Origin of the sequence: Natrinema versiforme (assembly GCF_005576615.1) — an archaeon.
In the GTDB taxonomy this organism is placed as follows: domain Archaea; phylum Halobacteriota; class Halobacteria; order Halobacteriales; family Natrialbaceae; genus Natrinema; species Natrinema versiforme_A.
On the sequence record NZ_CP040330.1, the window covers coordinates 1,127,479 to 1,149,742 of the forward strand.

The 22,264-nt window shown below is 66.2% G+C and carries 23 protein-coding genes; 9 read left to right on the plus strand and 14 right to left on the minus strand.

Annotated elements, in window-relative coordinates; all coding sequences use genetic code 11:
- The first annotated feature begins 43 nt into the window (after nt 1-43).
- Entirely contained in the window at nt 44-268 is a 225-nt protein-coding gene (locus tag FEJ81_RS05550) for a hypothetical protein (RefSeq protein WP_138244343.1), read from the plus strand.
- A gap of 74 nt (nt 269-342) precedes the next feature.
- Here the strand turns inward: FEJ81_RS05550 and FEJ81_RS05555 are convergent, their stop codons facing one another.
- Together FEJ81_RS05555 and FEJ81_RS05560 are read right to left on the minus strand one after the other, a co-directional pair.
- Nucleotides 343-1,542: a redox-regulated ATPase YchF gene (locus FEJ81_RS05555; RefSeq protein ID WP_138244344.1), complete on the minus strand. Its 1,200-nt coding sequence runs from the start codon at nt 1,540-1,542 to the stop codon at nt 343-345.
- Nucleotides 1,543-1,667: 125 nt separating this feature from the next.
- Complete coding sequence (locus FEJ81_RS05560; RefSeq protein ID WP_138244345.1) at nt 1,668-2,735, minus strand: pyridoxal-phosphate-dependent aminotransferase family protein; 1,068 nt, start codon at nt 2,733-2,735, stop codon at nt 1,668-1,670.
- Between the two features lie 111 nt (nt 2,736-2,846).
- On the opposite strand from FEJ81_RS05560, the gene FEJ81_RS05565 reads away from it, so the two are divergent.
- Nucleotides 2,847-3,524 (plus strand): class I SAM-dependent methyltransferase, encoded by a 678-nt coding sequence (locus FEJ81_RS05565; RefSeq protein ID WP_138244346.1) that lies wholly within the window; start codon nt 2,847-2,849, stop codon nt 3,522-3,524.
- Nucleotides 3,525-3,719: 195 nt separating this feature from the next.
- Nucleotides 3,720-4,625, plus strand: a complete 906-nt coding sequence (locus FEJ81_RS05570) for a hypothetical protein (protein ID WP_138244347.1) — start codon at nt 3,720-3,722, stop codon at nt 4,623-4,625.
- Nucleotides 4,626-4,639: 14 nt separating this feature from the next.
- Here FEJ81_RS05570 and FEJ81_RS05575 read toward each other — a convergent pair whose 3' ends face one another.
- Nucleotides 4,640-5,416 carry an NAD(P)H-hydrate dehydratase gene (locus tag FEJ81_RS05575; protein WP_138244348.1) on the minus strand — a complete coding sequence of 259 codons (777 nt, stop codon included), beginning with the start codon at nt 5,414-5,416 and terminating at the stop codon, nt 4,640-4,642.
- A gap of 123 nt (nt 5,417-5,539) precedes the next feature.
- Here FEJ81_RS05575 and FEJ81_RS05580 point away from each other — a divergent pair, with 123 nt between their 5' ends.
- On the plus strand, nt 5,540-6,166 hold the full coding sequence (locus tag FEJ81_RS05580; RefSeq protein WP_138244349.1) for a phosphoribosyltransferase: 627 nt from the start codon (nt 5,540-5,542) through the stop codon (nt 6,164-6,166).
- Nucleotides 6,167-6,414: 248 nt separating this feature from the next.
- Entirely contained in the window at nt 6,415-7,740 is a 1,326-nt protein-coding gene (locus tag FEJ81_RS05585) for a CitMHS family transporter (protein WP_138244350.1), read from the plus strand.
- A gap of 90 nt (nt 7,741-7,830) precedes the next feature.
- On the opposite strand, the gene gdhB is transcribed toward FEJ81_RS05585, so the two are convergent.
- From gdhB to FEJ81_RS05600, 3 genes are all read right to left on the minus strand, one after another.
- Nucleotides 7,831-9,150 carry a glutamate dehydrogenase GdhB gene (gene gdhB, locus FEJ81_RS05590; protein WP_138244351.1) on the minus strand — a complete coding sequence of 440 codons (1,320 nt, stop codon included), beginning with the start codon at nt 9,148-9,150 and terminating at the stop codon, nt 7,831-7,833.
- Between the two features lie 2 nt (nt 9,151-9,152).
- Entirely contained in the window at nt 9,153-9,299 is a 147-nt protein-coding gene (locus FEJ81_RS05595) for a rubrerythrin-like domain-containing protein (RefSeq protein ID WP_138244352.1), read from the minus strand.
- A gap of 109 nt (nt 9,300-9,408) precedes the next feature.
- Entirely contained in the window at nt 9,409-12,390 is a 2,982-nt protein-coding gene (locus tag FEJ81_RS05600) for a bacterio-opsin activator domain-containing protein (RefSeq protein WP_138244353.1), read from the minus strand.
- Between the two features lie 97 nt (nt 12,391-12,487).
- Between FEJ81_RS05600 and FEJ81_RS05605 the strand changes: the two genes are divergently transcribed.
- Nucleotides 12,488-13,144: an ERCC4 domain-containing protein gene (locus FEJ81_RS05605; RefSeq protein ID WP_138244354.1), complete on the plus strand. Its 657-nt coding sequence runs from the start codon at nt 12,488-12,490 to the stop codon at nt 13,142-13,144.
- Between the two features lie 41 nt (nt 13,145-13,185).
- Here FEJ81_RS05605 and FEJ81_RS23055 read toward each other — a convergent pair whose 3' ends face one another.
- From FEJ81_RS23055 to FEJ81_RS05615, 3 genes are all read right to left on the minus strand, one after another.
- Nucleotides 13,186-13,359 (minus strand): DUF7556 family protein, encoded by a 174-nt coding sequence (locus FEJ81_RS23055; RefSeq protein ID WP_175416360.1) that lies wholly within the window; start codon nt 13,357-13,359, stop codon nt 13,186-13,188.
- 147 nt (nt 13,360-13,506) lie between these two features.
- Nucleotides 13,507-14,361, minus strand: coding sequence for a YihY/virulence factor BrkB family protein (locus tag FEJ81_RS05610; protein ID WP_138244355.1), 855 nt, complete (start codon nt 14,359-14,361; stop codon nt 13,507-13,509).
- Nucleotides 14,362-14,797: 436 nt separating this feature from the next.
- Nucleotides 14,798-15,004, minus strand: coding sequence for a DUF2196 domain-containing protein (locus FEJ81_RS05615; RefSeq protein WP_138244356.1), 207 nt, complete (start codon nt 15,002-15,004; stop codon nt 14,798-14,800).
- Nucleotides 15,005-15,307: 303 nt separating this feature from the next.
- Between FEJ81_RS05615 and FEJ81_RS05620 the strand changes: the two genes are divergently transcribed.
- Nucleotides 15,308-17,710, plus strand: a complete 2,403-nt coding sequence (locus tag FEJ81_RS05620) for an MEDS domain-containing protein (protein ID WP_138244357.1) — start codon at nt 15,308-15,310, stop codon at nt 17,708-17,710.
- A 21-nt stretch (nt 17,711-17,731) separates the two neighbouring features.
- Here FEJ81_RS05620 and msrB read toward each other — a convergent pair whose 3' ends face one another.
- Nucleotides 17,732-18,133 carry a peptide-methionine (R)-S-oxide reductase MsrB gene (gene msrB / locus FEJ81_RS05625; protein ID WP_138244358.1) on the minus strand — a complete coding sequence of 134 codons (402 nt, stop codon included), beginning with the start codon at nt 18,131-18,133 and terminating at the stop codon, nt 17,732-17,734.
- A 92-nt stretch (nt 18,134-18,225) separates the two neighbouring features.
- Entirely contained in the window at nt 18,226-18,387 is a 162-nt protein-coding gene (locus FEJ81_RS23060; protein WP_175416361.1) for a hypothetical protein, read from the minus strand.
- 503 nt (nt 18,388-18,890) lie between these two features.
- Between FEJ81_RS23060 and FEJ81_RS05630 the strand changes: the two genes are divergently transcribed.
- Nucleotides 18,891-19,841: a phytoene/squalene synthase family protein gene (locus FEJ81_RS05630; protein WP_138244359.1), complete on the plus strand. Its 951-nt coding sequence runs from the start codon at nt 18,891-18,893 to the stop codon at nt 19,839-19,841.
- A gap of 72 nt (nt 19,842-19,913) precedes the next feature.
- Nucleotides 19,914-20,066, plus strand: coding sequence for a hypothetical protein (locus FEJ81_RS23065; protein ID WP_175416362.1), 153 nt, complete (start codon nt 19,914-19,916; stop codon nt 20,064-20,066).
- A 53-nt stretch (nt 20,067-20,119) separates the two neighbouring features.
- Here FEJ81_RS23065 and FEJ81_RS23070 read toward each other — a convergent pair whose 3' ends face one another.
- From FEJ81_RS23070 to FEJ81_RS05640, 3 genes are all read right to left on the minus strand, one after another.
- Complete coding sequence (locus tag FEJ81_RS23070) at nt 20,120-20,281, minus strand: hypothetical protein (protein ID WP_175416363.1); 162 nt, start codon at nt 20,279-20,281, stop codon at nt 20,120-20,122.
- A 107-nt stretch (nt 20,282-20,388) separates the two neighbouring features.
- Nucleotides 20,389-21,390, minus strand: a complete 1,002-nt coding sequence (gene cruF, locus FEJ81_RS05635) for a bisanhydrobacterioruberin hydratase (RefSeq protein WP_229504761.1) — start codon at nt 21,388-21,390, stop codon at nt 20,389-20,391.
- Nucleotides 21,383-22,255: a prenyltransferase gene (locus tag FEJ81_RS05640; RefSeq protein WP_138244360.1), complete on the minus strand. Its 873-nt coding sequence runs from the start codon at nt 22,253-22,255 to the stop codon at nt 21,383-21,385. The genes cruF and FEJ81_RS05640 overlap by 8 nt, the downstream gene beginning before the upstream one ends.
- Between the last annotated feature and the right edge of the window lie 9 nt (nt 22,256-22,264).

Genomic DNA, 22,264 nt, shown 5'->3' on the forward strand with positions numbered 1-22,264 from the left:
CGCGATCAGGTTTAAGTGCCGCGGGGACGTGGGATGAATTAGCATGGGCAACGACCGCGAAGCCTGCGGGCGCTGTTCGATGTCGGTCGCCGTCGATGTCGCGAATGCCGACACCGACGAGGAGAGACAGAGCGACCGCGATCCCTACGGCGAGGCGCGAATCGAGGTCGAGGAGGACGAACTGCGGACCGTCTCGCCCGGCGCGTGGCTCTCTGGGCTCGCGGGACGGCTCGACGACGCCGCTCAGCGGTTCGTCTGGGGACAGTAGCAGTAACTCCGGAGAATCGAATACCCGCGGCGTGCCCGCACGGATTCTCGCGGTCAGTGCGTCGTTGCCGTCGCTCAGTTGGTCGTGATGACTTCGATGACGTCTCGAGACTCGACTTCGTAGTCCTTGCCCAACTGGCGGTTCGTCCGGCAGTCGATCGCGTGCAGGAAGCCGTCGCCGATATCGGAGTGGAGGCTGTAGGCGAAGTCCTCCGCGGTCGAGTTCGGCGGGATCAGGTAACAGTCCGGCAGCACCTCGCCGCGTTCGTTCCCCAGCCCGTTCGCGCCGCCGGGGAAGACGGGGGTGACGCCGAGGACGTCGAAGAGCGCGGTTTCCAGCGCCGCCTGAACGCCCGTCGCGCCGAACTCCGCGAGGAAGTCCCGGATCTGCTCTAAGCCCTGTTCCTGATCGCCGGAGACGTCGCCCGTGATCTCGAAGTCGTCGTCACCGGGTCGGTAGTCGACGACGCCGGCCCCGTCGGCGGATTTGAGGGCCTTCTCCGCGTGGGCGCTGCAGGGAACGATCGTCAGGTGCTCGTAGTCGGGATCGTTCGCGATCTCCTCGTAGTTTGCCTGCGCTTCGGGGGTGTCCATCTTGTTCGCCGCGATGACCATCGGCTTGGTCTCCTTGCGGATCTCGCGGGCCAACTCGAGTTGGTCGTCCTCGTCCCACGCGTCGGGATCGAAGCCGACGTCGACGCGCCGAATGAGCCGTTTGATCTCGTCTTCGGTGGTCTTGAACGCGCTCATCTGTTCGGCGAGTTCCTCCTCGATGGCGTCGTCTTCGGTGGTGTAACCCGTCTCGTAGCGATCGATACCCTTCTCCAAGACGCCGAGGTACCACTGGTCGAGTTCCTCTTCCAGGAACGCGATGTCGTCCCGCGGGTCGTGGCCCTCGGTCGGTTCGCCCTCGGCGTCGGTCTCCCCGGAGAAGTCGACGACGTGGACGAGCACGTCGGTCTCGTTCAGATCGGAGAGGAACTGGTTGCCGAGTCCGTTGCCCTCGTGTGCGCCGGGGATCAGCCCGGCCACGTCGACGAGTTTCGTCGGGACGAAGCGGGTGCCGTGGTCGCAGTAGCCGACGTTGGGGGTACACTCCTCGTCGAATTCGGGCGCCGCACAGTCGACGCGGACGTAGGCCTCGCCCACGCTGGGGTCGATGGTCGTGAACGGGTAGGCCCCTTCGGGCACGTCGTTCATCGTCGCGGCGTTGAAAAAGGAGGACTTGCCGACGGAGGGTTTGCCGACGAGTCCGATCCGGTAACTCGTACTCATTACCCTGAGTGAGCGAGCAGTGCCTAAACGGGTTTCTCTCCGGTGCGACAGTGCCACGGCCTGACGTATCACGACCTGTGTGCTCGTGTTGGCGGTAAGCGGTCGCTCCGAAACAGCACCCGCGCCTACTCGAGAACAGCAGCTAACGCGTCTATCGTCCGATCGACCCGGTCGACGCGGGCGTTGTGTCCCATGTGGCCGATGCGGAGGATATCGTCCTCGAGGTCGCCGAGTCCGGTCGCGAGGACGATGTCGTGGTCCTCGGCGAGCGTTCGCTGCAGGGCCGTCGCGCTCCCGTCGATCTCGAGTGCGGTCACGGTCGGCGACGGCGTCGCTTCGTCGGGGTACAGCGACAGTCCGAGATCCGCAGCCCGCTCGCGACAGCGCGCGGCGGCGTCCTCGTGGCGCTCGAAGACCGACTCGAGGCCCTCCTCGAGCAGTAGGTCGGTTGCCGCGTCGAGTCCGTACAGATTCGATGAGAGGTGCGTGTAGGGGAACCACTCGTCGGCGGCGGCGTCGCGCCACGGCTCGAGGTCGGTGTACAGACTCTCGGTCTCGAAGGACTCGATTTGCTCCCACGCGCGGTCGCTGATCGAACAGACCGTCAGCCCCGGCGGCGCACTGAAACACTTCTGGGAGGCGCCGAGACAGACGTCGATCCGGTCGGTCGGCACCGGCGTCCCGCCGAGCGAGGAGACGGCGTCGACGACGCTGATGACGCCGTGTTCCTCGAGCGCGTCGAGAATCGGCTCGATATCGTTCAGGGTGCCCGTCGGGGTCTCGCAGTGGACCAGCGTCGCCACGTCGAACGACTCGTCCGCGAGCCGGGACTCGATCCGCTCAAGATCGAGCGGGTCCCGCCACGGCGCGTCACAGACTACCGCCTCGCCGCCGGCCATGTCGACGAAGTCTGCGAACCCCTCGCCGTAGAGCCCGTTCGCGATGCACAGCACCCGATCGCCCGGTTCGACCAGCGACGCGATCGCGGCCTCGAGACCGAGGATGCCCTCGCCGCCGAGGATCGCGATGTCGTCGTCGCCGTAGATCGCCTCGAGTTTGTCCGTCAGCCCGCGGTAGAACTCGAAGAACTCGGGTTCGACGTCGGGGTTCGGCGTCGGTTCGCTCATCCGTTCGCGGACGGCTGCGGGCACCTCGGTCGGCCCGGGGGTCATGCGCAGTCGATCGTCGCTCATACGCGGGACACCGGCACGTTCGGCCATAAAACCACTCGGGATGACGGCCGCTCGAGCGGGGACGGGCAAACGGGTATCAACTCGGTCGTCGTCGGTTGCACCGAGTCCGCCATGGCAGACACTGATCCACGGCGCGGTGCGGGCGAGGGGACGATCTCCCATCCCGCCTTCGCCGCGCTGTCCGACCGTCTCGTGCCGGATCGATTCCTGATCGGCCCGCACCGCGAGTACCTCGCGGCCGACCTCTCCGGGCGCGTCCTCGATCTGGGCGCGGGCAGCGGCCCGATGTTTCCCTACGCCGCCGACGCCGGGGAAGATGATCTCGAGTACCACGCGGTCGAACCGGACCCGAACATGCGACGCCGGGCGGCACGCAAGGCAAAGCGCACGGACTTGTCGGTCGCCCTCCGCGACGCTCGCGGCGAGTCGCTGCCCTACGCCGACGACAGTTTCGACGTCGTGCTCTCGGGGCTGGTCTTCTGTACCATCGGCGACCCGGACGCCGCGCTCGAGGAAGTCGCCCGCGTCCTGCGGCCGGGCGGGGAACTGCGCTTCCTCGAGCACGTCCGAAACGACGGCTGGCGCGCGCGAGCCCAGGATCGGCTGACACCGCTGTGGGAGCGCGCCGCCGGCGGCTGTCAGTTGAACCGCGAGACGGTCGCGCGGTTCGTCGGCCACGACGCGTTCGGCGTGCTCGAGATCGAGCGGACCGGCGTCGGGATCTTCCCGGTGACGCCGGTCGTCCGCGGGCGACTTCGGCGACGGGACGAGCAGTTCTCGATCCGGTAGCCGTCTTCAGACTCGAGGCCGCGTTCGGGTCGCGTTTTCGCCCGGGGTGACCCTCGAGACCGCTGCCCGAAGGTGTGGAACGTCGACTGGAGGGTCTCGACGCTCTCCGAGAATAGTCACATCGAACTGATTTTCATAAACTGATGACTATAACCATTCATTATGCGTTCGCCGTCGGTCGTTGGAGTATCGATTATGTCTCCCGAACACCACCGGAGTACACACCTGAACCGGCGATCGTGTCTCGCAGCAACCGCCACGGCCGTTGCGGGGGCGATCGGCGGAGCGGGAACGGTCGGCGCGGCGTCGAACGACGGGTACGAGACGGTCACCGTTCCCGCGGGCGAGCGCGAGGTCGTCCGCGTGGACGACGGCGGGACGTTCGAGAACGTCCTGTTCGACGTCACCGCGAGCGGGGCCGCGGTGACGATCGTCGCGTACGGCTCGGACTGGACCATCCGGAACGTCGCGGTCCGCGGGCAGGTCGATATGGGCGACGAAGCGGTGATCGGCGCGGCCGATACCCACGGCGGGACCTCCCGCATCGAAAACGTCTGGATCGGTGACGGCGCAGTCTACGAGGAGAAAGGCGGGACCGGGATCTGGGTCAGTCCGGACCACGACGGCCACCTCGAGATCGATCGAGTGAACGTTCAGAAGATGAGCGACAACGGGTTCTACTGTTCGCCGCCGGGTACGGGCTGTGGCGGAACCGTCGCCCTGCGGAACTGTTACGCCGCGAACTCGTGGATCGCCAACTACCGGCTCTCGTCGGGGATCGTCGAGGACTGCGTCGCCGCCGTCACCGACGACCGCCAGTACCGCAAGGGCCGGGGCGTCTGGGCGTGGCCGTCCGGGCCGGTCCTGGTCAAAGGGTGTCAGTTCGCCATGAACGGGCACCACTACTCGTTCGTTCCCGGCGCGAACGGCGAGGGGAGCGATATCGCCGCCATCGAGACCCAATGGGACGACGAGTTCCACGGCGGGTGGACCGACCACCACGGCGGAACGGTGTACTTCGGCGGTGAGTCCGGGACCGACCCGCAAAACACTGTTCCCGACGGCTGTCCGACATCGGCCGCGGCGGCGGTCGAAGAATAGGGCAACCCGCCCCGTTATCGAATCGTGTCCGGAATCCGCTCGATGACATCGGTCGCAACGACGCCCGGGCCGCGTTCGGCCGTCGCGAGTTCGCCGGTCTTGCCGAGGATCCACGCGCCGAGTTCGGCGGCCTCGCGCCGATCCATCCCCTGACCGAGCAGCGACGCCATGATCCCGGCCAACGTATCCCCGGTCCCGGCGACGGTCATGGCCGAGGTTCCCGTCTCGTTTTCGATCCGTTCGCCCTCGGCGACGATCTCGTCGACGTCTCCCGTGAGCGCGATGACCGCTCCCGTCTCCTCGGAGAACGCCTCGAGCGAGCCGTAGGCCTCGTAGATCGGCCCGTCCTCGGAGCCGCTGGGGGTCAGAACGGCGTTCGAGAGGTCGGCCTCGAGGGCGGGTTCGATCGCCAGCGCGTCGATGATGGTCGGGACTTCGATGCGATCGACCGCGTCGCGCACCGCCTCGGGATCGGCGTCGACGAGGCCGGGGCCGATCACGAAGGCGTCGGCCCACTCGCTGACCTCGACGGTCCGTTCGACGGCACCGTCGTAGAACTCCTCGTGCCCGTGGTGGTCGACGAGCAGGTTCGGCGAGTGGCCCGCGACGATCTCGTAGATCGATTCGGCGACGAACGCCCGGACGTGATCCGAGCCCGTCCGGAGCGCCGCCCGGCCGACGAGTGCGGGCTGGTTCGGGTACGCGACGCTCCCGGCGACGATCCCGACCCGGCCGTTGTCGTGTCCGGACTCCTCCGAGATGTTCGAGAGCGTTTGCTGGAGCCGTGCCATACGCACCGTCCCGAACGACGGCGTGTAGGCGTTCGGCAGGCGAGTTCCGGTTCGGCGTTACGTCCCGGCCCGGCGTATGCGACGCAAACTCATAGTACGCCGCCGCCGTAGCTCCAGACGATTATGTTCGACGACAGAACCGACGCCGGCGAACGCCTCGCAGCGGACCTCGAGGCCCGCGGGCTCGAGGCCGATGTCGTCCTCGGGATCCCCCGCGGTGCCCTGCCCGTCGCGCGGCCGGTCGCCGACGCGCTCGCGGCCGACCTCGACGTCGTCGTGGCGCGCAAGATGGGCGCGCCCCAAAACCCGGAGGTGGCGCTGGGTGCGGTCGCAAGCGACGGCAGCGTCTGGTACAACGACGACCTGATTGATCGGGTAAATCCCTCCGAGGCGTACCTCGAGGAGATCCGGACCGACGAGGCCGAAAACGCGCGCGAGAAAGCGGATCGGTACCGCGAGACGGGCGGCCTCCCCGACCTTCGGGGGAAGCGAGTCCTGCTCGTCGACGACGGCGTCGCGACCGGCGCGACCGCGACGGCCTGCCTCCGACAGGTCCGGGAGACCGAGGCCGACTGGGTCGGTCTGGCCGTCCCCGTCGGCTCGCCGCGGTCGATCGACGCCCTCGAGCGGGAGGCCGACGACGTGATCGCGCTGGAGACGCCCGCAGACTTCCGCGCCGTGGGCCAGTACTACCGGGATTTCGGGCAGGTGACCGACGAGGAGGCGCTCGAGTACCTCGATCGGGGGTAGGGCTCCGTCTCGAGTGCCATCGTGACCGCCGACGCGCTACTCCCGTGACGGCTGCCGTCGTTTTTCGATCCGATTATCCGTTATCTGATCTGTCCAGATAAAGAGAATTGGACATATCTTGTACAAACATTCGAAAAACTTCAAATATTCTTATTTTAATAATTATCTACACTTTTTATGGCGGCAAGATCTGATAAACAGTGATAGACACCAGTTGGTTTTTATATGTAGAATATGACCGCTCTCGTATGGCAATAACTGGCTTGCCGCTTGGTATTATCGGCTACAGTTCGGTGTTTCTCATACTATTTTTGATTATACAACGGCGGTTATACGTCATCCCTGCTCTGATCATCGTCCCGGTGCTAGCCGGGTTGGTCGCGGGGTTCTCGCCGGACGAGATCGGGACGTTCGCGGCGGAAGGGTTAGGCGGAATCGTCAGCATCACCGCGATGTTCGCGTTCGCGGTCTGGTACTTCAGCATCATGCGGGACAACGGGCTCTTCGACCCGTTCGTCGCCCGCATCGTCAGCAGCGTTGTCAATCGGCCAGCCCTGTTGACGGGTGGAACTGTGGTCCTCGCGATGGTCTCGCATCTCGACGGGGCCGGCGCGACGACGATGCTGATCACGATTCCGGCAATGTTGCCGCTGTACGACGCCCTCGATGTCGATCGGAAGATCCTCGCGGCGCTCGTCGCGATCACCGCCGGGACGATGAACATGGTCCCGTGGGGCGGGCAGGTCGTCCGCGGCGTCGCGGCGATCGAGCCCGCGGAGATCTCGAACGTGTTCGATCCGATGATCCCCGCCCAAGCCGCTGGCGTCCTCTCGATCTTCGTGATCAGCGCCTACTTCGGGCGAAAGATCCGCAACGATATCGACTCCGTCACCGCCTTCGAAGGAGTCGACGAGGAGTCGATAATCGACGAAGCCGTCGACGAGCGGACGATCGAGACGGACTGGCGGTGGTGGTTCAATCTCCTGCTGACGGTCGCCGTCCTCGCCGTGCTCATCCGGGGTGTCACGTCGCCCGAACTGTCGTTCATGGTCGGACTGGTCATCGCCCTCGTCGTCAACGTCCCCGACTACGAGAAGCAGAAGGACGTCCTCGAGTCCTATGCGCCCGACGTGATGACCTACGTCGGCATCCTGTTTGCCGCGGGCGTCCTCATCGGCGTCCTCGAGGAGAGCGACATGATCACCGAGATGGCGAACATCCTGATCGTGCTCATCCCCGACGCGCTGGGCGCGAACCTGCCGCTGGTCGTCGCGATCGTCTCCTTGCCTGCGCGACTCCTGTTCAGCCCCGACGCTTTCTACTTCGGCGTCCTCCCCGTGCTCGCGGAGACGAGCGTTTCCTACGGCCACGATCCCGTGGCCGTCGTCCGCGCGTCGCTGGTCGGCCAGACCGTCGGTTTCCCGATTTCACCGTTTACCGGCGCGACCTACCTCCTCATCGGGCTAGCGGACATCGAACTCGGCGAACACATCAAGTTCACGCTCCCCTACATGGTGGTCGTCTCGGCGACGATCCTCGTCGCCGGCGTGGTGGTCGGTGCGATTCCGATCTAAGCCGATCGGTACGCCGTCAACTCGGAGAATAGTACTCGGGAAACTCGATTGCAGACGGTCGGACGGCCGCGCTCGATTCCGTCCGTCCGATCAGGGCCAGAGACCGCGCGTCTCGTGCGCCTCGGCGATCCGATCGAGCGCGACGGCGTAGGCGGCGTCGCGCCACGTGACGTCCCGCCGTTCGACCTCGTCTTTCAGGGCGGTCCACGCCGTGAGCATCTCGGTCTCGAGTTCCTCGTGGACGCGCTCGAGTGACCACGCGCGGCGGTTGATATCCTGCAGCCACTCGAAGTACGAGACGGTGACGCCGCCGGCGTTCGCGAGGATGTCCGGGATCACCTGCACGCCTCGTTCCGCGAGGATGGTGTCGGCGGCGAACGTCGTCGGGCCGTTTGCGCCCTCGACGACGATGTCGGCCGCGATGGCGTCGGCGTTGTCCGCCGTGATGACGTTGCCGACCGCGGCCGGGATCAGTACGTCGACGTCTAGCTCGAGGAGGGCCTCGTTCGAGAGCCGCCGGACGCTGTCCGCGTCATCGATACCCGTCGCGAAGCGAGTGACCGCTTCCGGCTCCTCGTCGTGGGACGGAATTTCGTCCACGTCGATTCCCTCGGGGTCGTAGATCGCGCCGTTGACGTCGCTCACTGCGACGACGGTGGCACCCCACTCCTCGAGGAGGCGGGCGGCGTTCGCGCCGACGCTGCCGAAGCCCTGGACGGCGACGGTCGTCTCGGCGAGCGGGTAGTCGTAGTACTCGCAGGTTTCTCGAGTGACGATGGCGACGCTCCGGCCCGGGGCTTCCTCGCGGCCGTAGGAGCCGCCGATGACCGGCGGTTTCCCGGTGACGACGCCGGGGATCGTCTCGCCTTCTTGCATCGAGTAGGCGTCCATCAGCCACGCCATCGTCTGCGGGTCGGTGCCCATGTCGGGTGCCGGAATGTCCGTCTTCGGCCCGATCACGTCGCGGATTTCCTGGGTGAATCGACGCGTCAACCGCTCCTTTTCGTCGTCGCTCAGCGACTTCGGATCGACGACGATACCGCCCTTCGCGCCGCCGAAGGGGAGGTTCATCACGGCGCACTTCCAGGTCATCCACATCGACAGGCCGACGCACTCGTCGCGGCTCACGTCGGGATGGTAGCGCAGGCCGCCCTTGTAGGGACCGCGGACGCTGTCGTGCTGGGCCCTGTAGCCGGTAAAGACCTCGACGGAGCCGTCGTCGCGCTTGAGTGGCACCGTTACCTCGTGGACCGCCGCGGGGTGTGCGAGCCGCTCGAGGGCAGCGTCGTCGATATCCAGTTGAGCGGCGACGCGGTCGAGCTGTCGGCGCGCGGTCCCGAGTGCGGTCTCGGGGTCGGTCGATTCGGCCGTCGCTTCCCGCGTCGGCGACGAACGGTTTTGAGACGCCATCGTTACTCGATCGGTGTGCGCCGATTTCGCATCTCCGCACCGCATTCGGGGCAGGCGTCCGGCGCAGCCGCGCGGACGACGGTTCCGCAGTCGAAGCATTCGTAGGTCGATTCCGCTTCGGGATCGAAGTCGGCGTCTTTGTGTTGCATGGGAGAGATGACGAACGATGTTTCGATGGTCGTTGCATTTAGGAATACAAGGGATATTAGGATGAGTATATCCGTCAGATAGCTAGCGTCGCCGTTAATTGAGGGTTCACTATTCAACCCCCTGCGATTGGGTTGCCGGAAGTCCGAGTTCCTCGAACACCACTTCGAAGAGCTTCCGCTGAACGGCCCGAATGTGACGGTAGAACGCAGCCGGCGAAATGTCGAGCGCGTCGGCGACGTCTTCGCCCGAGTTCTCCCGCGGCGATTCGAAGTAGCCGCCGTAGTACGCGATCTGGACGACCTCGAGTTGGCGATCCGTGAGCCGATCCCGCAGTGCTGACCGGAAATCGCGCGGCGACGTTCGTTCGACGGTCCGTTTCGAGCGCAGTTCGGCGTCCGAGAACGCCGTCGAGACGATGTCGGCGCTCTCCCGTGCGTCGACGGATCCGGGGACATCGATGACGACTCGAGTGCTCGAGGGAGACGCCTCGATCCCCCGTAACACCGCGCCGTGGTCCGCGAGGCGGAGAGCAAGCGCCGGGCGGGCGAGTTGCAAGCGGACGATCCCGCCGTCGCTACCGTCGCCGTGATCGCCGCCACCGCCGCCCTGATCGCCCTCGCCGATGACCTGTGCGCGCTCGACGCTGACGAGGTCCGCGGCCGCGGTGACGACGGCGTCCGGCGACGCGCCGTCGACCGCGGCGAAGACCGACGCGCCGTCCTCGTGCTGGCGGACGCTCCCGTCGACGGAGAGCGCGCAATCAGCCCGTCGGGCGAGCTGTGCGAACACGAACGCGTCGTCGCCCACCTCGAACTCGAGTCGCGTGCTCGCGTCCGAGACCAGCGCGCGCTTGCGCTCGACCGCGGCAATCGCGGAGGCGATCGTCTCGCCGAGTTCCCCGAGGACAGCCCTGATCATGTCGTCGAATGCGCCGGGTCGATCGGCGTAGACGGTCAGGACACCATACGCGAACTCGTCGTAGCAGAGCGGGACGCTCACGGCGGACTGATACTCGCGGGCGAGCGCCGCCGACCGCCACGACTCGTCGCGGAGGCCGTCGGCGACGTTCGAGACGACGGTCTCCTCCCGATCGGTTGTCGCCCTGACCGCGGGTTCGCTCCCGTCCGCGAGCGAGAGCGATACGCTATCGAGATACGCCCGGCCGTTCGAGTCGCCGCCCTGGGCGCGGGCCTCGAGGCGGTCGCCGCCGACGTCGGTGGTGCCGATCCACGCGAACGAAAACCGGTCGGCGGCCGTGAGTCGGTCGCAGACGGCGCGTTCGATCTCCTCGCGGGTCTCGGCTCGAACCAGCGCCTGATCGAGTTCCCTGATGATCTCGTTGACCCGATTGAGGCGGGTGAGCTGTCGGTTTCGCCCCTCGAGTTCGCGGTCCCGCTCGCGCAACGCGTGCTCTCGTTCGACGCGGTCGAGCGCCGCTTCCGCGGTCGCCGCGAGCAGGTCCGTCAGCTCTCGGGTCACGTCGTCGAACGCGTCCCGCTCCGGTGAGCCCGCGACGAAAACGCCGTGGTCGCCCAGCGGGACGTAGGCCGCGCTTCGCAGGTCCGTCCCGGGGTTCGAGAGCGACGGCGAGTCGTGAACGTCCGCGAAGAACCGACTCTCGCCGTCGACGAACACGCGTCCCGGAATGCTGTCGTCGGTCGCCCGGTGGTCGCGGACCGGGCCGTGTCCCCGCTCCATCCCCGGCGAGGACGCGGCGGGCCGCAACACGTTGTCGTCCGTGTCGAACAGGTACGCGGCGCTCGCCTCGCAGTCGAGCACGTCCGTCGCGTCGTCGACGACGATGTCGGCGATTTCGCGGTCGGTTTCGGCGTACAGGAGTTCGCGGGCGGTGCGATGGAGGGCCGTCAGCGCCTCCTCGCGGCGCTTTCGCGTCGTGATGTCCCGGCAGCTGTAGAGGGTCGTTCCGCCCTGAATCGAGACCTCGCGGACGTTGACCAGGAGCGTGTGCTCGCGACCCGCCCGATCGGTCGCCGTACACTCGAGGTTGGTCAGGACGCCGGCCGACTCGAGCTCGGCGCGATCGAAGAGGTCCGGCTCGAGGAGTTCGTCGATCGTCCCCAGTTCCCGGATCTCGTCGTCCGAGTAGCCGAAGATGAAGTGGACGTTCGGACAGACGTAGGTGAACTCGCCGTCGTCGTCCGTGATGAGGACCGTGTCGGTCATGTTGTTGAGCGTCACCCGGTGGAGCTCCTCCGACTCGCGGAGCTCCCGCTCGAGCCGGGCGCGTTCGGTGATATCTGTCGCCCGCGCGAGCAACGAGACGACCTCGCCGGACTCGTCGCGGACTGGTCGAATGGTCACTTCGAAGTGGGCCTCGGCCGCGTCCGCGACATCGCTCGAGGACGCGCTTCCGCCGTCCGTGGTCCCCGCTGTCGCCCCGCCGCCGTCGGCGCGGAGTTGCGTTAGCTCCCGGTGAGCCGTGTCGCCGCTCGCCGCCCGGTCGATCGCCTCCCGGATCGCCGTTTCCCCGTCGGCGGTACACCGCCACCACGGGAGGTCCTGTAACGGCCGCCCGCGGACATCGCTCTCGGTCGCGCCGATAGCCTCGAGCGCGGGTTCGCTGGTCCGTCGGACGGTTCCGTCCGGCTCGAGCACCCACGAGTACGTCTCGGAGTCCTCGAAAATCGCGTCGAACCGGCGAGCCCGCTCCCGCCGGCGCCGTCGCTCGCGGCCCGTCGAGAGCGCTCGGTCGATCGCCGCCCGACAGTCCGCGACCGTGTCATCGGTGTCGTCGGTACCATCGCGCGGAACGTACGCCGTAACGCCCGCGGCGACCGCGTCGCTGGCCAGTGTCTCGTCGCCGTCGGCCGGCGCGAACACCACCGGAAGCTCCGGGTCGCGTTCGCGAACCGCCTCGAGGAGGGCGAGTCCGGCCGCTTCGGATTCCGGCAGGGACTGTACCGTCAGCAGACAGTCGACGGACCGACTCTCGAGCCGGTCGAGTGCGGCGGCGGCCGTCGACACCGCGGTCACGTCGCGCGCGTCGCCCTCGAGCGCACTCGAGAGGGTCCCTTCTGACGGCTCGACGACGAGGAGCCGCGCGCTGTCGAACGTTGCTGGCGAATCCATTCGTCTCCGATAGGGTCTCCACCGGATAGAAAGCATCGCTCCGGTCGCGCTCGCTGCGACCGACACCCGTTCACCGCTCGAGTCCCTACGGGGGCGTATGCGCGTTTCCGTTACCGTCGACGACCGGGAGCCGGCCGGACTCGTCGAGGCGGTCCGGGCCTATCCAGACGTGATCGACGTGACCGTCGAACGGCTGGCGACCGGTGACCTCGCGATTGACTCGGTCGGCATCGAACGGAAAACGCCCCGCGACTACGTCACCAGCGCCATGGGTCGGAGCGGCTCGGACCTCGCGGATCAGGTCGAACGGATGGCCGCCGCCTACGACCACTCCTACGTCCTGCTCGAGGGGGATTTCGCCGACCTCGAGTCGCTCCGAACGAACGTGTCACCGGCGTCGATCCGGGGATCGATGGCGTCGATCACTGCCCGGCAGGGGGTGGCGGTCATCCCCTGTACGGATCGCCAGCACCTGATCGACTTCGCGATCCGCCTCGGTCGAAAGCACGCGGAGGACCCGACGAGCCGACGGCTGCCGGTCGGCTCCGTGCCGAGCCGGCGCGAACCGACGACCAAGCGGATGTACGGCTGCATCGAGGGGATCGGCCCCGAACTCGCGGCGACGCTGTACGACCGGTATCCCACCGTCGAGGCACTGCTCGAGGCGGGGGTCGACGAACTCACGGGGATCGACGGGATCGGGCCGACGCGGGCGAAGACGATTCACACCGCGTTCCGCGACGACGGCCCGTGAGAGAAGAAGGGCGGTCAGGCGTCGTTCGTATCCCGAAGCGTCTACCGGCACTCCTCGAGCGAGGCGGCGTCGGCCTCGCTCATGGCGATCCAGCTGTCGTCCCGAGCGATGTTCGCGACGACGAGATGCGGAGTCCCGTCGATCTCGTCGACGGCTGCGACGACATCTCCTGCCCCATTCGATCGGCTTCCGATCGACTCTGCTTCGGGCGTCATACTCGGAGATAACACCCCGTCCATCATGAATGTAACGATGTGGTCGGAATATGTGGTTGAATACTCGAGAAAGTACGCCATACTTCTGTATACACCGAACTACATCGGGAGAAAGTTAGACGGAGTGAAACAGGAGGAGACTGGTAGTCACGCGTACTTCGACCACACGTTTCGGAGCGGGAGCCACTCCGTCTCCGGATTCACGCGGTCGGCGAGGACGGCGTTGAGGACCGCCCCGAGCAGGAGACAGAGCCCGCCGAGGTAGACCCACGTCAGGACGATGAGGACCGCGCCGGCGACGCCGAACAGCGCGACGCTTTCGGATGCGGCGGCGTAGAGCCGAAAGCCGACCGCGAGCGCGGTCCACGCGAGGGCCGCGACGGCCGTTCCCGGCAGCACCTCCCGGACCGAGACCGCGGGCTGTGGAAACAGGTAGTACATCGGGAAAAACGCTGCGAACAGGAGGACGGTCAGCGAGAGGGTCACGAGGATCGTCGCCACGAGCCCGCCGTTCCCCGTCGGAACCCCGGCCCCGATCACGCCGACCAGCGCGACGCCGACGGCGACGGTCGCCGTCAGGAGGACGGCGTTGCAAACCGTGACGAGGGTTACGGAGGTGGCCGCGTCCGCGTACGACTGTTCCTTTCGACCGTCGTAGACCGCCAGAAACGCACTGTTGACCGCCTGAAACAACCGGGCTGCGCTCCAACAGAGGATCGCCGACGCCAGCAGCGCCGCTCTGATTCGGCCGCCGCCGTCGCCCGCCACCGCCTCGAGGTCGCTCGCCGATACCGTCCCCTCGAGGCCGGTCTCCCGGACGGCGACCTCGAGGATCGGCTCGAGCGCGTCGACGAGCGACGCGCCGACGAGCGCCAAGATCACCAGCGGGACGACGGTGTTGAACGCGTGGTAGGCGAGCCCGGCGGCGGCGACGCTGAGTTGCCGTTCCCGTGCGATCGCGGCGACATCGTGGGCGAGCGCGGTGAGACTCGAGGCGCGCATAGCACGGGATCAACGGTCCGTCGGAAACCGTTTCGGCCGGCGATGGAACCGGGCCGCGGCGACGGAGCAACCGAGAAACAGGGGACATCGCACCCGAAAAGGAACGGGCACTACTCGTGGTCGCGTTTCGGTACGGTTGACTGGGAATCTCACTCATAGTCCTGCAGCCCATCCGACCCCCCACAAGAGTTATTCACAGTACATTTATGCCGCTATATCGAATAGAGCCCGATATGACTATGCAACAGAAGAAACGATTTAGTCTTATAGCAGGGATTCTTGGTATTCTCGGTTCGTTACTCAGTATTTATCTTGGTATCGGAGGGCTGTGAAGAGACGGTCTGAAAAGAAGGCGGCCAGTATTCTAGGTGTCCATGCCCGAATCCAGCCGCCTCATCGTCTCTAACGGCGGCGTTCAATTAGATTTTCTGGAGCGCTACTCGTCGGTGACGACCGACTGGACGTGACCGACGACGCCGCTCTTGAGTTTGACGTGCGGTCCCTCGGGGTCGTCGCCGTGGATCGTCCCGACCTCGCCGATGATCGGTTCCGTGTCCTCGGATTCGGGATCCGCGTCGTCCTGGACGATTTCGACGGTGATGCCCTGTCGCAGTTCCTCGGCGCTCGGTCGTTCGTTCGACATGGATAGAGGTGAGCCGGGTCTCTCGAAAAACGTAGTGCCTGCACTCGACCGGGCCACTCGGATTCCGTCTCGAGGCCGCGTTCCGTCGCTCACGACCAGTTCTAAACCGCCGAATTGGTCGTCGTACGCCACTGTCTCGGCGTCTGAACCGATTCCACCGGACGGCTTATCCGACTGTGTGCAGTCTCTGTTAGTAGCAACCGACGTGACCTGCGACTGGATCACGCTCTCCCTGCCGTCTCCTCGCCGAACGGATCGGACGACAGCGATTCCGAACGACTGACTGCGACCCGACACTACCACATGAGTAAACAGACACAACCCCCCGAGCACGACGTTCTCGGACTCGAGACCGGCCTCGAGGCGCTGCAGGCGAGTCCGGAGTTCCACGGACCCGTCGAACCGGTCGCCGAACATGACTCGTACGATCACCTCGCCCTGCTCTACGAGACCCAAGGCGAACAGTTCGCGACGGCGATTCCGTACATCGAACAGGGCCTCGAGCGCGGCGAACGCTGTCTCTACATCGCCGACGAGAACGACACCGATGCGGTCCTCACGGCGCTCCGCGATGCCGGCGTCGACGTCGACGGCGCGCTCGAGTCGGGCGCGCTGACGATGCACACCGCACAGGACTCCTACCTTCGGTACGGCGAATTCGACCCCGACGACATGATCGCGTTCCTCGCCGACGCGATCGAGGAGGCCGAGGACGAGTACGAAGGCCTCCGGATCACCGGCGAGATGACGTGGGTGTTCGGCGACGACCCGCCGCTCGAGGCGCTCATCGAGTACGAGAGCAAACTCAACCGCGTTCTCCCCGACGCGAACGGAATCGCGCTCTGTCAGTACAACCGCGAGCGGTTTCCCGCGGAGACCATCCGCGACGTGATCAAGACCCACCCCCATCTGATCTACGACCGGACGGTCTGTCAGAACTTCTATTACACGCCGCCCGAGGAGTTCTTCGGACCCGATCAACCGGCACGCGAAATCGACCGGATGATGGGCACGCTGCTCGATCGGACCGAAGCCCGTGCCGAGTTACAGCACAACCAGCAACACCTCGAGCGGCAAAACGAGATCACTGCCGATCCCGACTGCTCGTTCGAGGAGAAGCTACAGGATCTCTTCGACCTCGGCTGCGAACGCTTCGACCTCGAACTCGGGGCGATGGCCCGCATCGACGTCGACGACGACTGGTTCGAACTCGAGTACGTCAGCGACGATCACGAGCAGTTCCGACCCGGGGTCGAACTCCCGCTGTCGGAGACTTACTGTGCCGCCGCCACCGAAATCGAGACCGCCGAGAGCGTGACTGATCCGCAGGCTGACGGGTACGGCGATGTCACCGTCTACAACGAGTTCGGACTGCGGGCGTATCTCGGCACCTACGTCCCCGTCGAGGGCGGAGCCGACCGAACGTTCTTCTTCGTCTCTCCGGACCGGCGCGACGAGGCGTTCACGGACGACGAACGGACCTTCCTCCGCCTGCTGGGCCAGTGGGTCAAATACCAGCTCGAACAGGAACAGCGGGAGTCCCACGAGCGGACGCTGTACGAAATCGCGGCCGATCCCGACCGCTCGTTCGAGGAGAAGCTACAGGCCATGTTCGAACTCGGCTGTGAGCGATTCGACCTCGACCTCGGCGGACTGGCGCGCATCGATCCGGCGACCGACTCGTTCGAAGTCGAGGCCGTGAGCAACGAGCACGAATATCTCGTACCCGGCGCGCAGGCGCCGCTCTCGGAGACCTACTGCCGGTTGACCGTCGATGACGAGTCGACGGCCGGCGTAACCGACCCCGTTCGCGCCGGCTTCGGCGACACGCTCGCCTACAACGAGTTCGGCGTCGAAACGTACCTCGGGTCGCGGATCGAACTCGAGAACGAGCCCGACCGGACGTTCTTCTTCGTCTCCGCCGACGCCCACGACCGAGCGTTTACGGACGCCGAGCGGACGTTCCACCACCTGATGTCCCAGTGGGTCCAGTACGAACTCGAGCGAAAACAGCGCGAACGAGCCCTCGAGGACTCGAACGAGCGCTTAGAGCAGTTCGCCTACGCCGCCTCACACGACCTCCAAGAGCCCCTGCGGATGGTCACGAGCTACCTCCAGTTGCTCGAGACCCGGTACGGCGACGCCTTCGACGAGGACGGCGAGGAGTTCCTCGAGTTCGCCGTCGACGGGGCCGAGCGCATGCGCGAGATGATCGACGGCCTCCTCGAGTACTCCCGCGTTTCGACCCGGGGGGATCCGTTCGAACCGGTCGAGTTGGAGGCCGTGCTCGAGGACGTCCGCGCGGATCTCCAGTTCCACATCGAGGAGAGCAACGCGGACATCGAAATCGAGCAACTCCCTCGGGTCGACGGCGACGCCAGCCAGTTGCGGCAAGTGTTCCAGAATCTGCTGTGTAACGCGATCACGTACTCGGGCGAAGAGCCGCCGCAGGTTCGCGTCAGTGCCAAGCGGCGGAGTCGGGAGTGGGTGATCTCGGTCCGCGATGAGGGAATCGGGATCGATCCCGACGATCACGAGCGGGTGTTTACCGTCTTCGACCGACTCCACGGTCGCGAGGAGTACGAGGGGACGGGGATCGGCCTCGCGCTCTGCCAGCGGGTCGTCGAGCGCCACGGCGGCGACATCTGGGTCGACTCCGAACCCGGCGAGGGGGCGACGTTCTCGTTTACGCTGCCCGTCGCGTGATCGGGGTCGCGACCGTCGCCGTTACTCGTCGTCGAACTCGAGGGCGACGGAGTTGATGCAGTAGCGTTTACCGGTCGGTTCGGGACCGTCCTCGAAGACGTGACCGAGGTGGCCGCCGCAGTTCGCACAGAGCACCTCGGTCCGGCGCATGCCGTGGCTGGTGTCGGTTCGGGTTTCGACTCGATCGTCGTCGACGTCGTAGAAACTCGGCCAGCCGCAGCCGGACTCGAACTTCGTTCCGGACTCGAACAGTTCGGCTCCGCAGCCGGCACAGGCGTAGGACCCGTCGTCCTTGTGATCGACGTACTCGCCGCTGAACGGAGCTTCGGTACCCGCCTCGCGGAGGATGCGGTACTCCTCGTCGCTCAGTCGCTCGCGCCACTCCTCGTCGCTCGTCGGGGCGTGATCTGACTCGTTGCTCATGGGCACCGATAGGGTCGAGACACTCAAGAGTCTGTCTGCACGGCCCACCGGATATCGCTATCGTGCCGTCGCTGTCGCCGTCGTCGCTGCCGTCACCGGCTGGTAATGACGTCCGTGCTCTCGCAGTTCGGACACTGGGTCATCCGGCCCAGTTTCGGGACCTCGATCCGCCGCCATTCGTCGTCCCCGCCCGGTGCTTCGAACCCGCAGTTCCGACACCGCGACCGTCCGCGCGTGATCTGATCGCTCACCATGAGTCGAACTATGCCATAGACCCACATAGGTATTTGTTCGGGTACGGACGACCGTCACCGGCTCCAACGGGTTACGCGACCGATCGTCGCGCGACGACCGGTCGCGAACACAACCACGGGTGACAGGGACGTGGACTGTGCGATCCGATTTCGATCGGAGATCTCCTCGTCGATTTCCCACTGTCTCCGAGCGCCCGCCGTCGGATGGATCGGTGTCGTCTCCGTCCGGATCCGGCGCTCGGTCCGTCACCGGAGTGGATCAGTATCCCGGCACGCCTGATCTCCGTGGGGATGGTCCACGAACGACTACATAAATGTTCGTGGCCGTTATAGTTATAGAACACAACATGTCTGCAATCGATGCCCGCGTCCGCTTAGGCGACTGATACCACGTTTATCACCGCCGATAGCGGCCGACTGAACATAGTGAGGGGTGTTATTTTATATGCATCTGTCGTATGAGATACATCCGATCGCCATCAGCAGGGCCAACGAGGCAGAGAATGAAACAGGAACACATCGACGCGGGCAAGGCGATACAGAAACGAACCGGGAAGACGTTCTATCTCGCGACGCGGTTTCTCCCCGAGCGAGTGCGACACGCGACTCACGTCCTCTACGCGTTCTTCCGGATCGCGGACGAAGTCGTCGACGACGCCGCTGACGTCCCGCCGGAGACACAGCGGGCCCAACTCGAGGACCTCCGATCACAGGCGCTCGGCGAGCGTGAGCCCGACGATCCGGTGCTCGAGGCGTTTCAGGAGCTCCGGGAGCGATACGGGATCGACGACGCGGAGGTCGAGACGTTCATCGACGCGATGGCGACCGACATCGAGACGAGCCGATACGAGACCTACGACGACCTCGAGTCGTACATGCGGGGGTCCGCCGCCTCGGTCGGCGTGATGATGACCGCGATCATGGAGCCGGAGACGGAGGCGGCCGCGCTGCCCCACGCCGTCACACTCGGCGAAGCGTTCCAGATGACGAACTTTCTCCGGGACGTTCGCGAGGACATCCGCGAGCGCGATCGGATCTACGTTCCGCAGGAGACGCTCCGGGACCACGGCGTCGAGCCAGCCCAGATCGAGCGCCTCGAGCACTCCGAGTCGTTCGCGGCGGCGATGGCCGCCGAACTCCAGCGCACGGAGGACCTCTATCGCGAGGGCGTCGCCGGCATCCGGTATCTGCCCGCGGACTGCCAGCTCCCGGTCTTGTTGGCCGCGGTCCTCTACGTGGAACACCACGCCGTCATCCGCGCACAGGAGTACGACGTTCTCTCCCGGGAGCCGTCGTTATCGGCGGCCCGGAAACTGTGGTGTCTCGCGAAGACGCGCTGGTACTGGCACTGGAACCGTGATCCCGAGGCGGTGTTTCAGCGGGTCTCGGCGGTGCCGACCGGCGAGCGCGACCGGCTGGGTCCGGAACACGGCGACGGCGTTCCGACCCGGTGACGATCGGCCGCATATCAATCCCCACGATATAGTGGCTAATCGTTCGTTGTCCCCGCGGCCGAATCCCGATGTATGTCCACGGACACGAACTCCGAGATACTCGACGAGGAACGGCAGATGGCGAAAACGACGGCGGTCGGCCTCGGCGTGTGGCTCGCGCTCACCGTCGCCGCCGTGGTGTTGTTGCTCCTCTTCGGCGACGTCATCTCGAGTCTGTTCGTCTGACTAGCCGTTGCTCCCCGTCTCACGGTCCAAACCGTGCGGATCGCCGCCGCGCGCTACTCGGAGACGTCGTTGCTGGTCAGCGCGCTCGTCTCGGCGACGATGAACTTCGCCAGTTTGCGCTTGGAGTGGTCGGCGAACAGGTGCTCCTCGAGCTGTTGATCGGCGGCCGGCGACTCCCGGCAGACCGGGCACTCGACCGGTTCTCTGGTAGCCATACGGAGATCACACGCCTCGAGTGCAAAAACGGACCGCAAGCATGCGCCTCCCGTCGGTCGTCGAGATATTCCGCATTCCCCGTCGTTACCGAACGCGACCGACTCCGTCACCGCCGGGACCACCCCGTCGGTAGCGCCGTCCGAACCGTCGCGAGGTCGTACCGGTCGGTCCGGAGGAGCCCGAGACAGAACAGGCCGGCGACGCCGGCGGGAATCCAGTTGCCGTAGAGGACGTTGATCGCGCCCCAGAGCAGGACGAAACTCACCAGATCGTCCAACGCGAACTCGCAGGCCCGAACGCGCTCGAGCAACGCCGCACGGTCGAATGCCAGATCGACGAGGACGACGGCGACGGTCCCCGAGAGGAGCCACCCCCAGTAGTTCGAGGCGGGAACGCCGTAGTAGCTCCCCGGCGGGACGTACGTCCAGAACCCGATCGCGACGGCCGCGGGATCGAGGACCAGATCGACCGCGACGACGGCGGCGATAGCCGCGAGCAATCGAGGGGCGGCCCGTCCGACCCGCTCGCGGAGCGCCAGCAGCGTGAGCAGGTAGGCGTTCAGCACCAGCGGGACGAAAAACAGCGGCAGCGCGAGCGGCACGTCGCCACCGATCATCGGCCCGAGCCGGATCCCGTACTCGAACGCGCCGTAGGGCCAGCCCGTCTGGACGCCCACGAGTTCGATGGCGTAGGTGTAGGCCGTCAGGACGCCGAGAAAGGCGACCGCTCGGCGGTCGACCCGCGGCAGCAGGGCGACGACCAGCGGCGAGCGCATCACCAGCGTCCCGAACAGGATCAACAGCGGGTTGTACGCGAGCGGGTCGGGGAGCACTCCCTCGGCGCTCCCGACCAGCGTCACCGCGCCGACGATCGGGAAGACGACCGCGATGGTGACCCGATTCTCGCGGACGAGCGCCTCGAGTCGACGCTGGACCGCGGCTCGGGTCCCGTCTGCATCACGCTCGCCGCCGCCGTCACGATCCTCGCCGGCGGACTCCTCGCGGCTGCAGTTCGGTCTCGAGGCCGTTCCCGTCTCCGGGCTCGAGTCGGTCTCGGGCTCCCGGTCCGGACCCGAACTCGAGGGCGGGCGATCCGGCTCTCTAGCCATAGAGCACCCTCCAGAGGCCGCCCATCGTCAGGAACGCGCCGACGGCGGTGTTGATGGCGGGGAACCACCAGTAGGCGCGGTCGACGGCGACGCTCGCGGTGGCGATCGCGGCCACGAGCGCGGGGTAGACGAGCATGAGCGCGCCCAACCGGACGTTGAGCGCGCCGAAGGCGGCCGCGCTCGCGAGCCAGCACGCGCCGCAGTAGAGGTAGATCCGGCGCTCGCCGAGCACCGTCGCGGTCGTCCGGATCCCGGTCTCGCGGTCGGGTTCGATATCGGGGATCGCCGAGAAGGTGTGCATTCCCATGGCCCACAGCCAGCCGCCCGCGACGGCGAGGATCGGCGGCTGCGCGCCGGCGACGGCGGCGTAGGCGGCCGCACCCGGCGTGACGTAGAGCCCGTTCGAGACCGAATCGAGGAGCGGGGTCGTCTTGAACCGGACCGGCGGGGCGCTGTAGGCCGCGCCGAGGACGAGGAAGGCGACGAGCCACGGTATCGCGGCCGTTCCGACGAGGGGTGCAAAGAGCAACGGAAGCGCCGCACAGAGCCCGACGGCCGCGGGAACGTATCGTTGTCCCCGATACCGCGTCTCCCGGTCCTCCTTCTTCGGATTCGCCGCGTCAATCTCCCGGTCATAGATGTCGTTGATGCCATAGAGGAAGACGTTCGCCGGCAGGAGGAAGTAGGCGAACAGGGCGACCGCGGCGGGCGCGAACAGGTCGCCGACGGCGGTCGCCGCGTAGGCCACCCCCACGAGGACGGGACCCGCGAGGTACAGCCAGAACCGCGGCCGCGAGAGCGTCAGCAGGTACGATAGCTGGTCGCCGATGCTCGCTTCGCTCTCGGCCGTCGGGTTCGGGGTCATCGATGGGGA

Bases quoted from the DNA above. Each gene is read 5' to 3' on its own strand.
- FEJ81_RS05595 (WP_138244352.1), bottom strand. From the start codon at position 9,299: ATGCAACACAAAGACGCCGACTTCGATCCCGAAGCGGAATCGACCTAC.
- cruF (WP_229504761.1), bottom strand. From the start codon at position 21,390: ATGGCTAGAGAGCCGGATCGCCCGCCCTCGAGTTCGGGTCCGGACCGG.
- FEJ81_RS05600 (WP_138244353.1), bottom strand. From the start codon at position 12,390: ATGGATTCGCCAGCAACGTTCGACAGCGCGCGGCTCCTCGTCGTCGAG.
- msrB (WP_138244358.1), bottom strand. From the start codon at position 18,133: ATGAGCAACGAGTCAGATCACGCCCCGACGAGCGACGAGGAGTGGCGC.
- FEJ81_RS05580 (WP_138244349.1), top strand. From the start codon at position 5,540: ATGTTCGACGACAGAACCGACGCCGGCGAACGCCTCGCAGCGGACCTC.
- FEJ81_RS05575 (WP_138244348.1), bottom strand. From the start codon at position 5,416: ATGGCACGGCTCCAGCAAACGCTCTCGAACATCTCGGAGGAGTCCGGA.
- FEJ81_RS05585 (WP_138244350.1), top strand. From the start codon at position 6,415: ATGGCAATAACTGGCTTGCCGCTTGGTATTATCGGCTACAGTTCGGTG.
- FEJ81_RS23060 (WP_175416361.1), bottom strand. From the start codon at position 18,387: ATGGTGAGCGATCAGATCACGCGCGGACGGTCGCGGTGTCGGAACTGC.
- FEJ81_RS05610 (WP_138244355.1), bottom strand. From the start codon at position 14,361: ATGCGCGCCTCGAGTCTCACCGCGCTCGCCCACGATGTCGCCGCGATC.
- FEJ81_RS23065 (WP_175416362.1), top strand. From the start codon at position 19,914: ATGTCCACGGACACGAACTCCGAGATACTCGACGAGGAACGGCAGATG.
- FEJ81_RS05550 (WP_138244343.1), top strand. From the start codon at position 44: ATGGGCAACGACCGCGAAGCCTGCGGGCGCTGTTCGATGTCGGTCGCC.
- FEJ81_RS05640 (WP_138244360.1), bottom strand. From the start codon at position 22,255: ATGACCCCGAACCCGACGGCCGAGAGCGAAGCGAGCATCGGCGACCAG.
- FEJ81_RS05605 (WP_138244354.1), top strand. From the start codon at position 12,488: ATGCGCGTTTCCGTTACCGTCGACGACCGGGAGCCGGCCGGACTCGTC.
- FEJ81_RS05570 (WP_138244347.1), top strand. From the start codon at position 3,720: ATGTCTCCCGAACACCACCGGAGTACACACCTGAACCGGCGATCGTGT.
- FEJ81_RS05560 (WP_138244345.1), bottom strand. From the start codon at position 2,735: ATGAGCGACGATCGACTGCGCATGACCCCCGGGCCGACCGAGGTGCCC.
- FEJ81_RS05555 (WP_138244344.1), bottom strand. From the start codon at position 1,542: ATGAGTACGAGTTACCGGATCGGACTCGTCGGCAAACCCTCCGTCGGC.
- FEJ81_RS05630 (WP_138244359.1), top strand. From the start codon at position 18,891: ATGAAACAGGAACACATCGACGCGGGCAAGGCGATACAGAAACGAACC.
- gdhB (WP_138244351.1), bottom strand. From the start codon at position 9,150: ATGGCGTCTCAAAACCGTTCGTCGCCGACGCGGGAAGCGACGGCCGAA.
- FEJ81_RS23055 (WP_175416360.1), bottom strand. From the start codon at position 13,359: ATGACGCCCGAAGCAGAGTCGATCGGAAGCCGATCGAATGGGGCAGGA.
- FEJ81_RS05620 (WP_138244357.1), top strand. From the start codon at position 15,308: ATGAGTAAACAGACACAACCCCCCGAGCACGACGTTCTCGGACTCGAG.
- FEJ81_RS05565 (WP_138244346.1), top strand. From the start codon at position 2,847: ATGGCAGACACTGATCCACGGCGCGGTGCGGGCGAGGGGACGATCTCC.
- FEJ81_RS05615 (WP_138244356.1), bottom strand. From the start codon at position 15,004: ATGTCGAACGAACGACCGAGCGCCGAGGAACTGCGACAGGGCATCACC.
- FEJ81_RS23070 (WP_175416363.1), bottom strand. From the start codon at position 20,281: ATGGCTACCAGAGAACCGGTCGAGTGCCCGGTCTGCCGGGAGTCGCCG.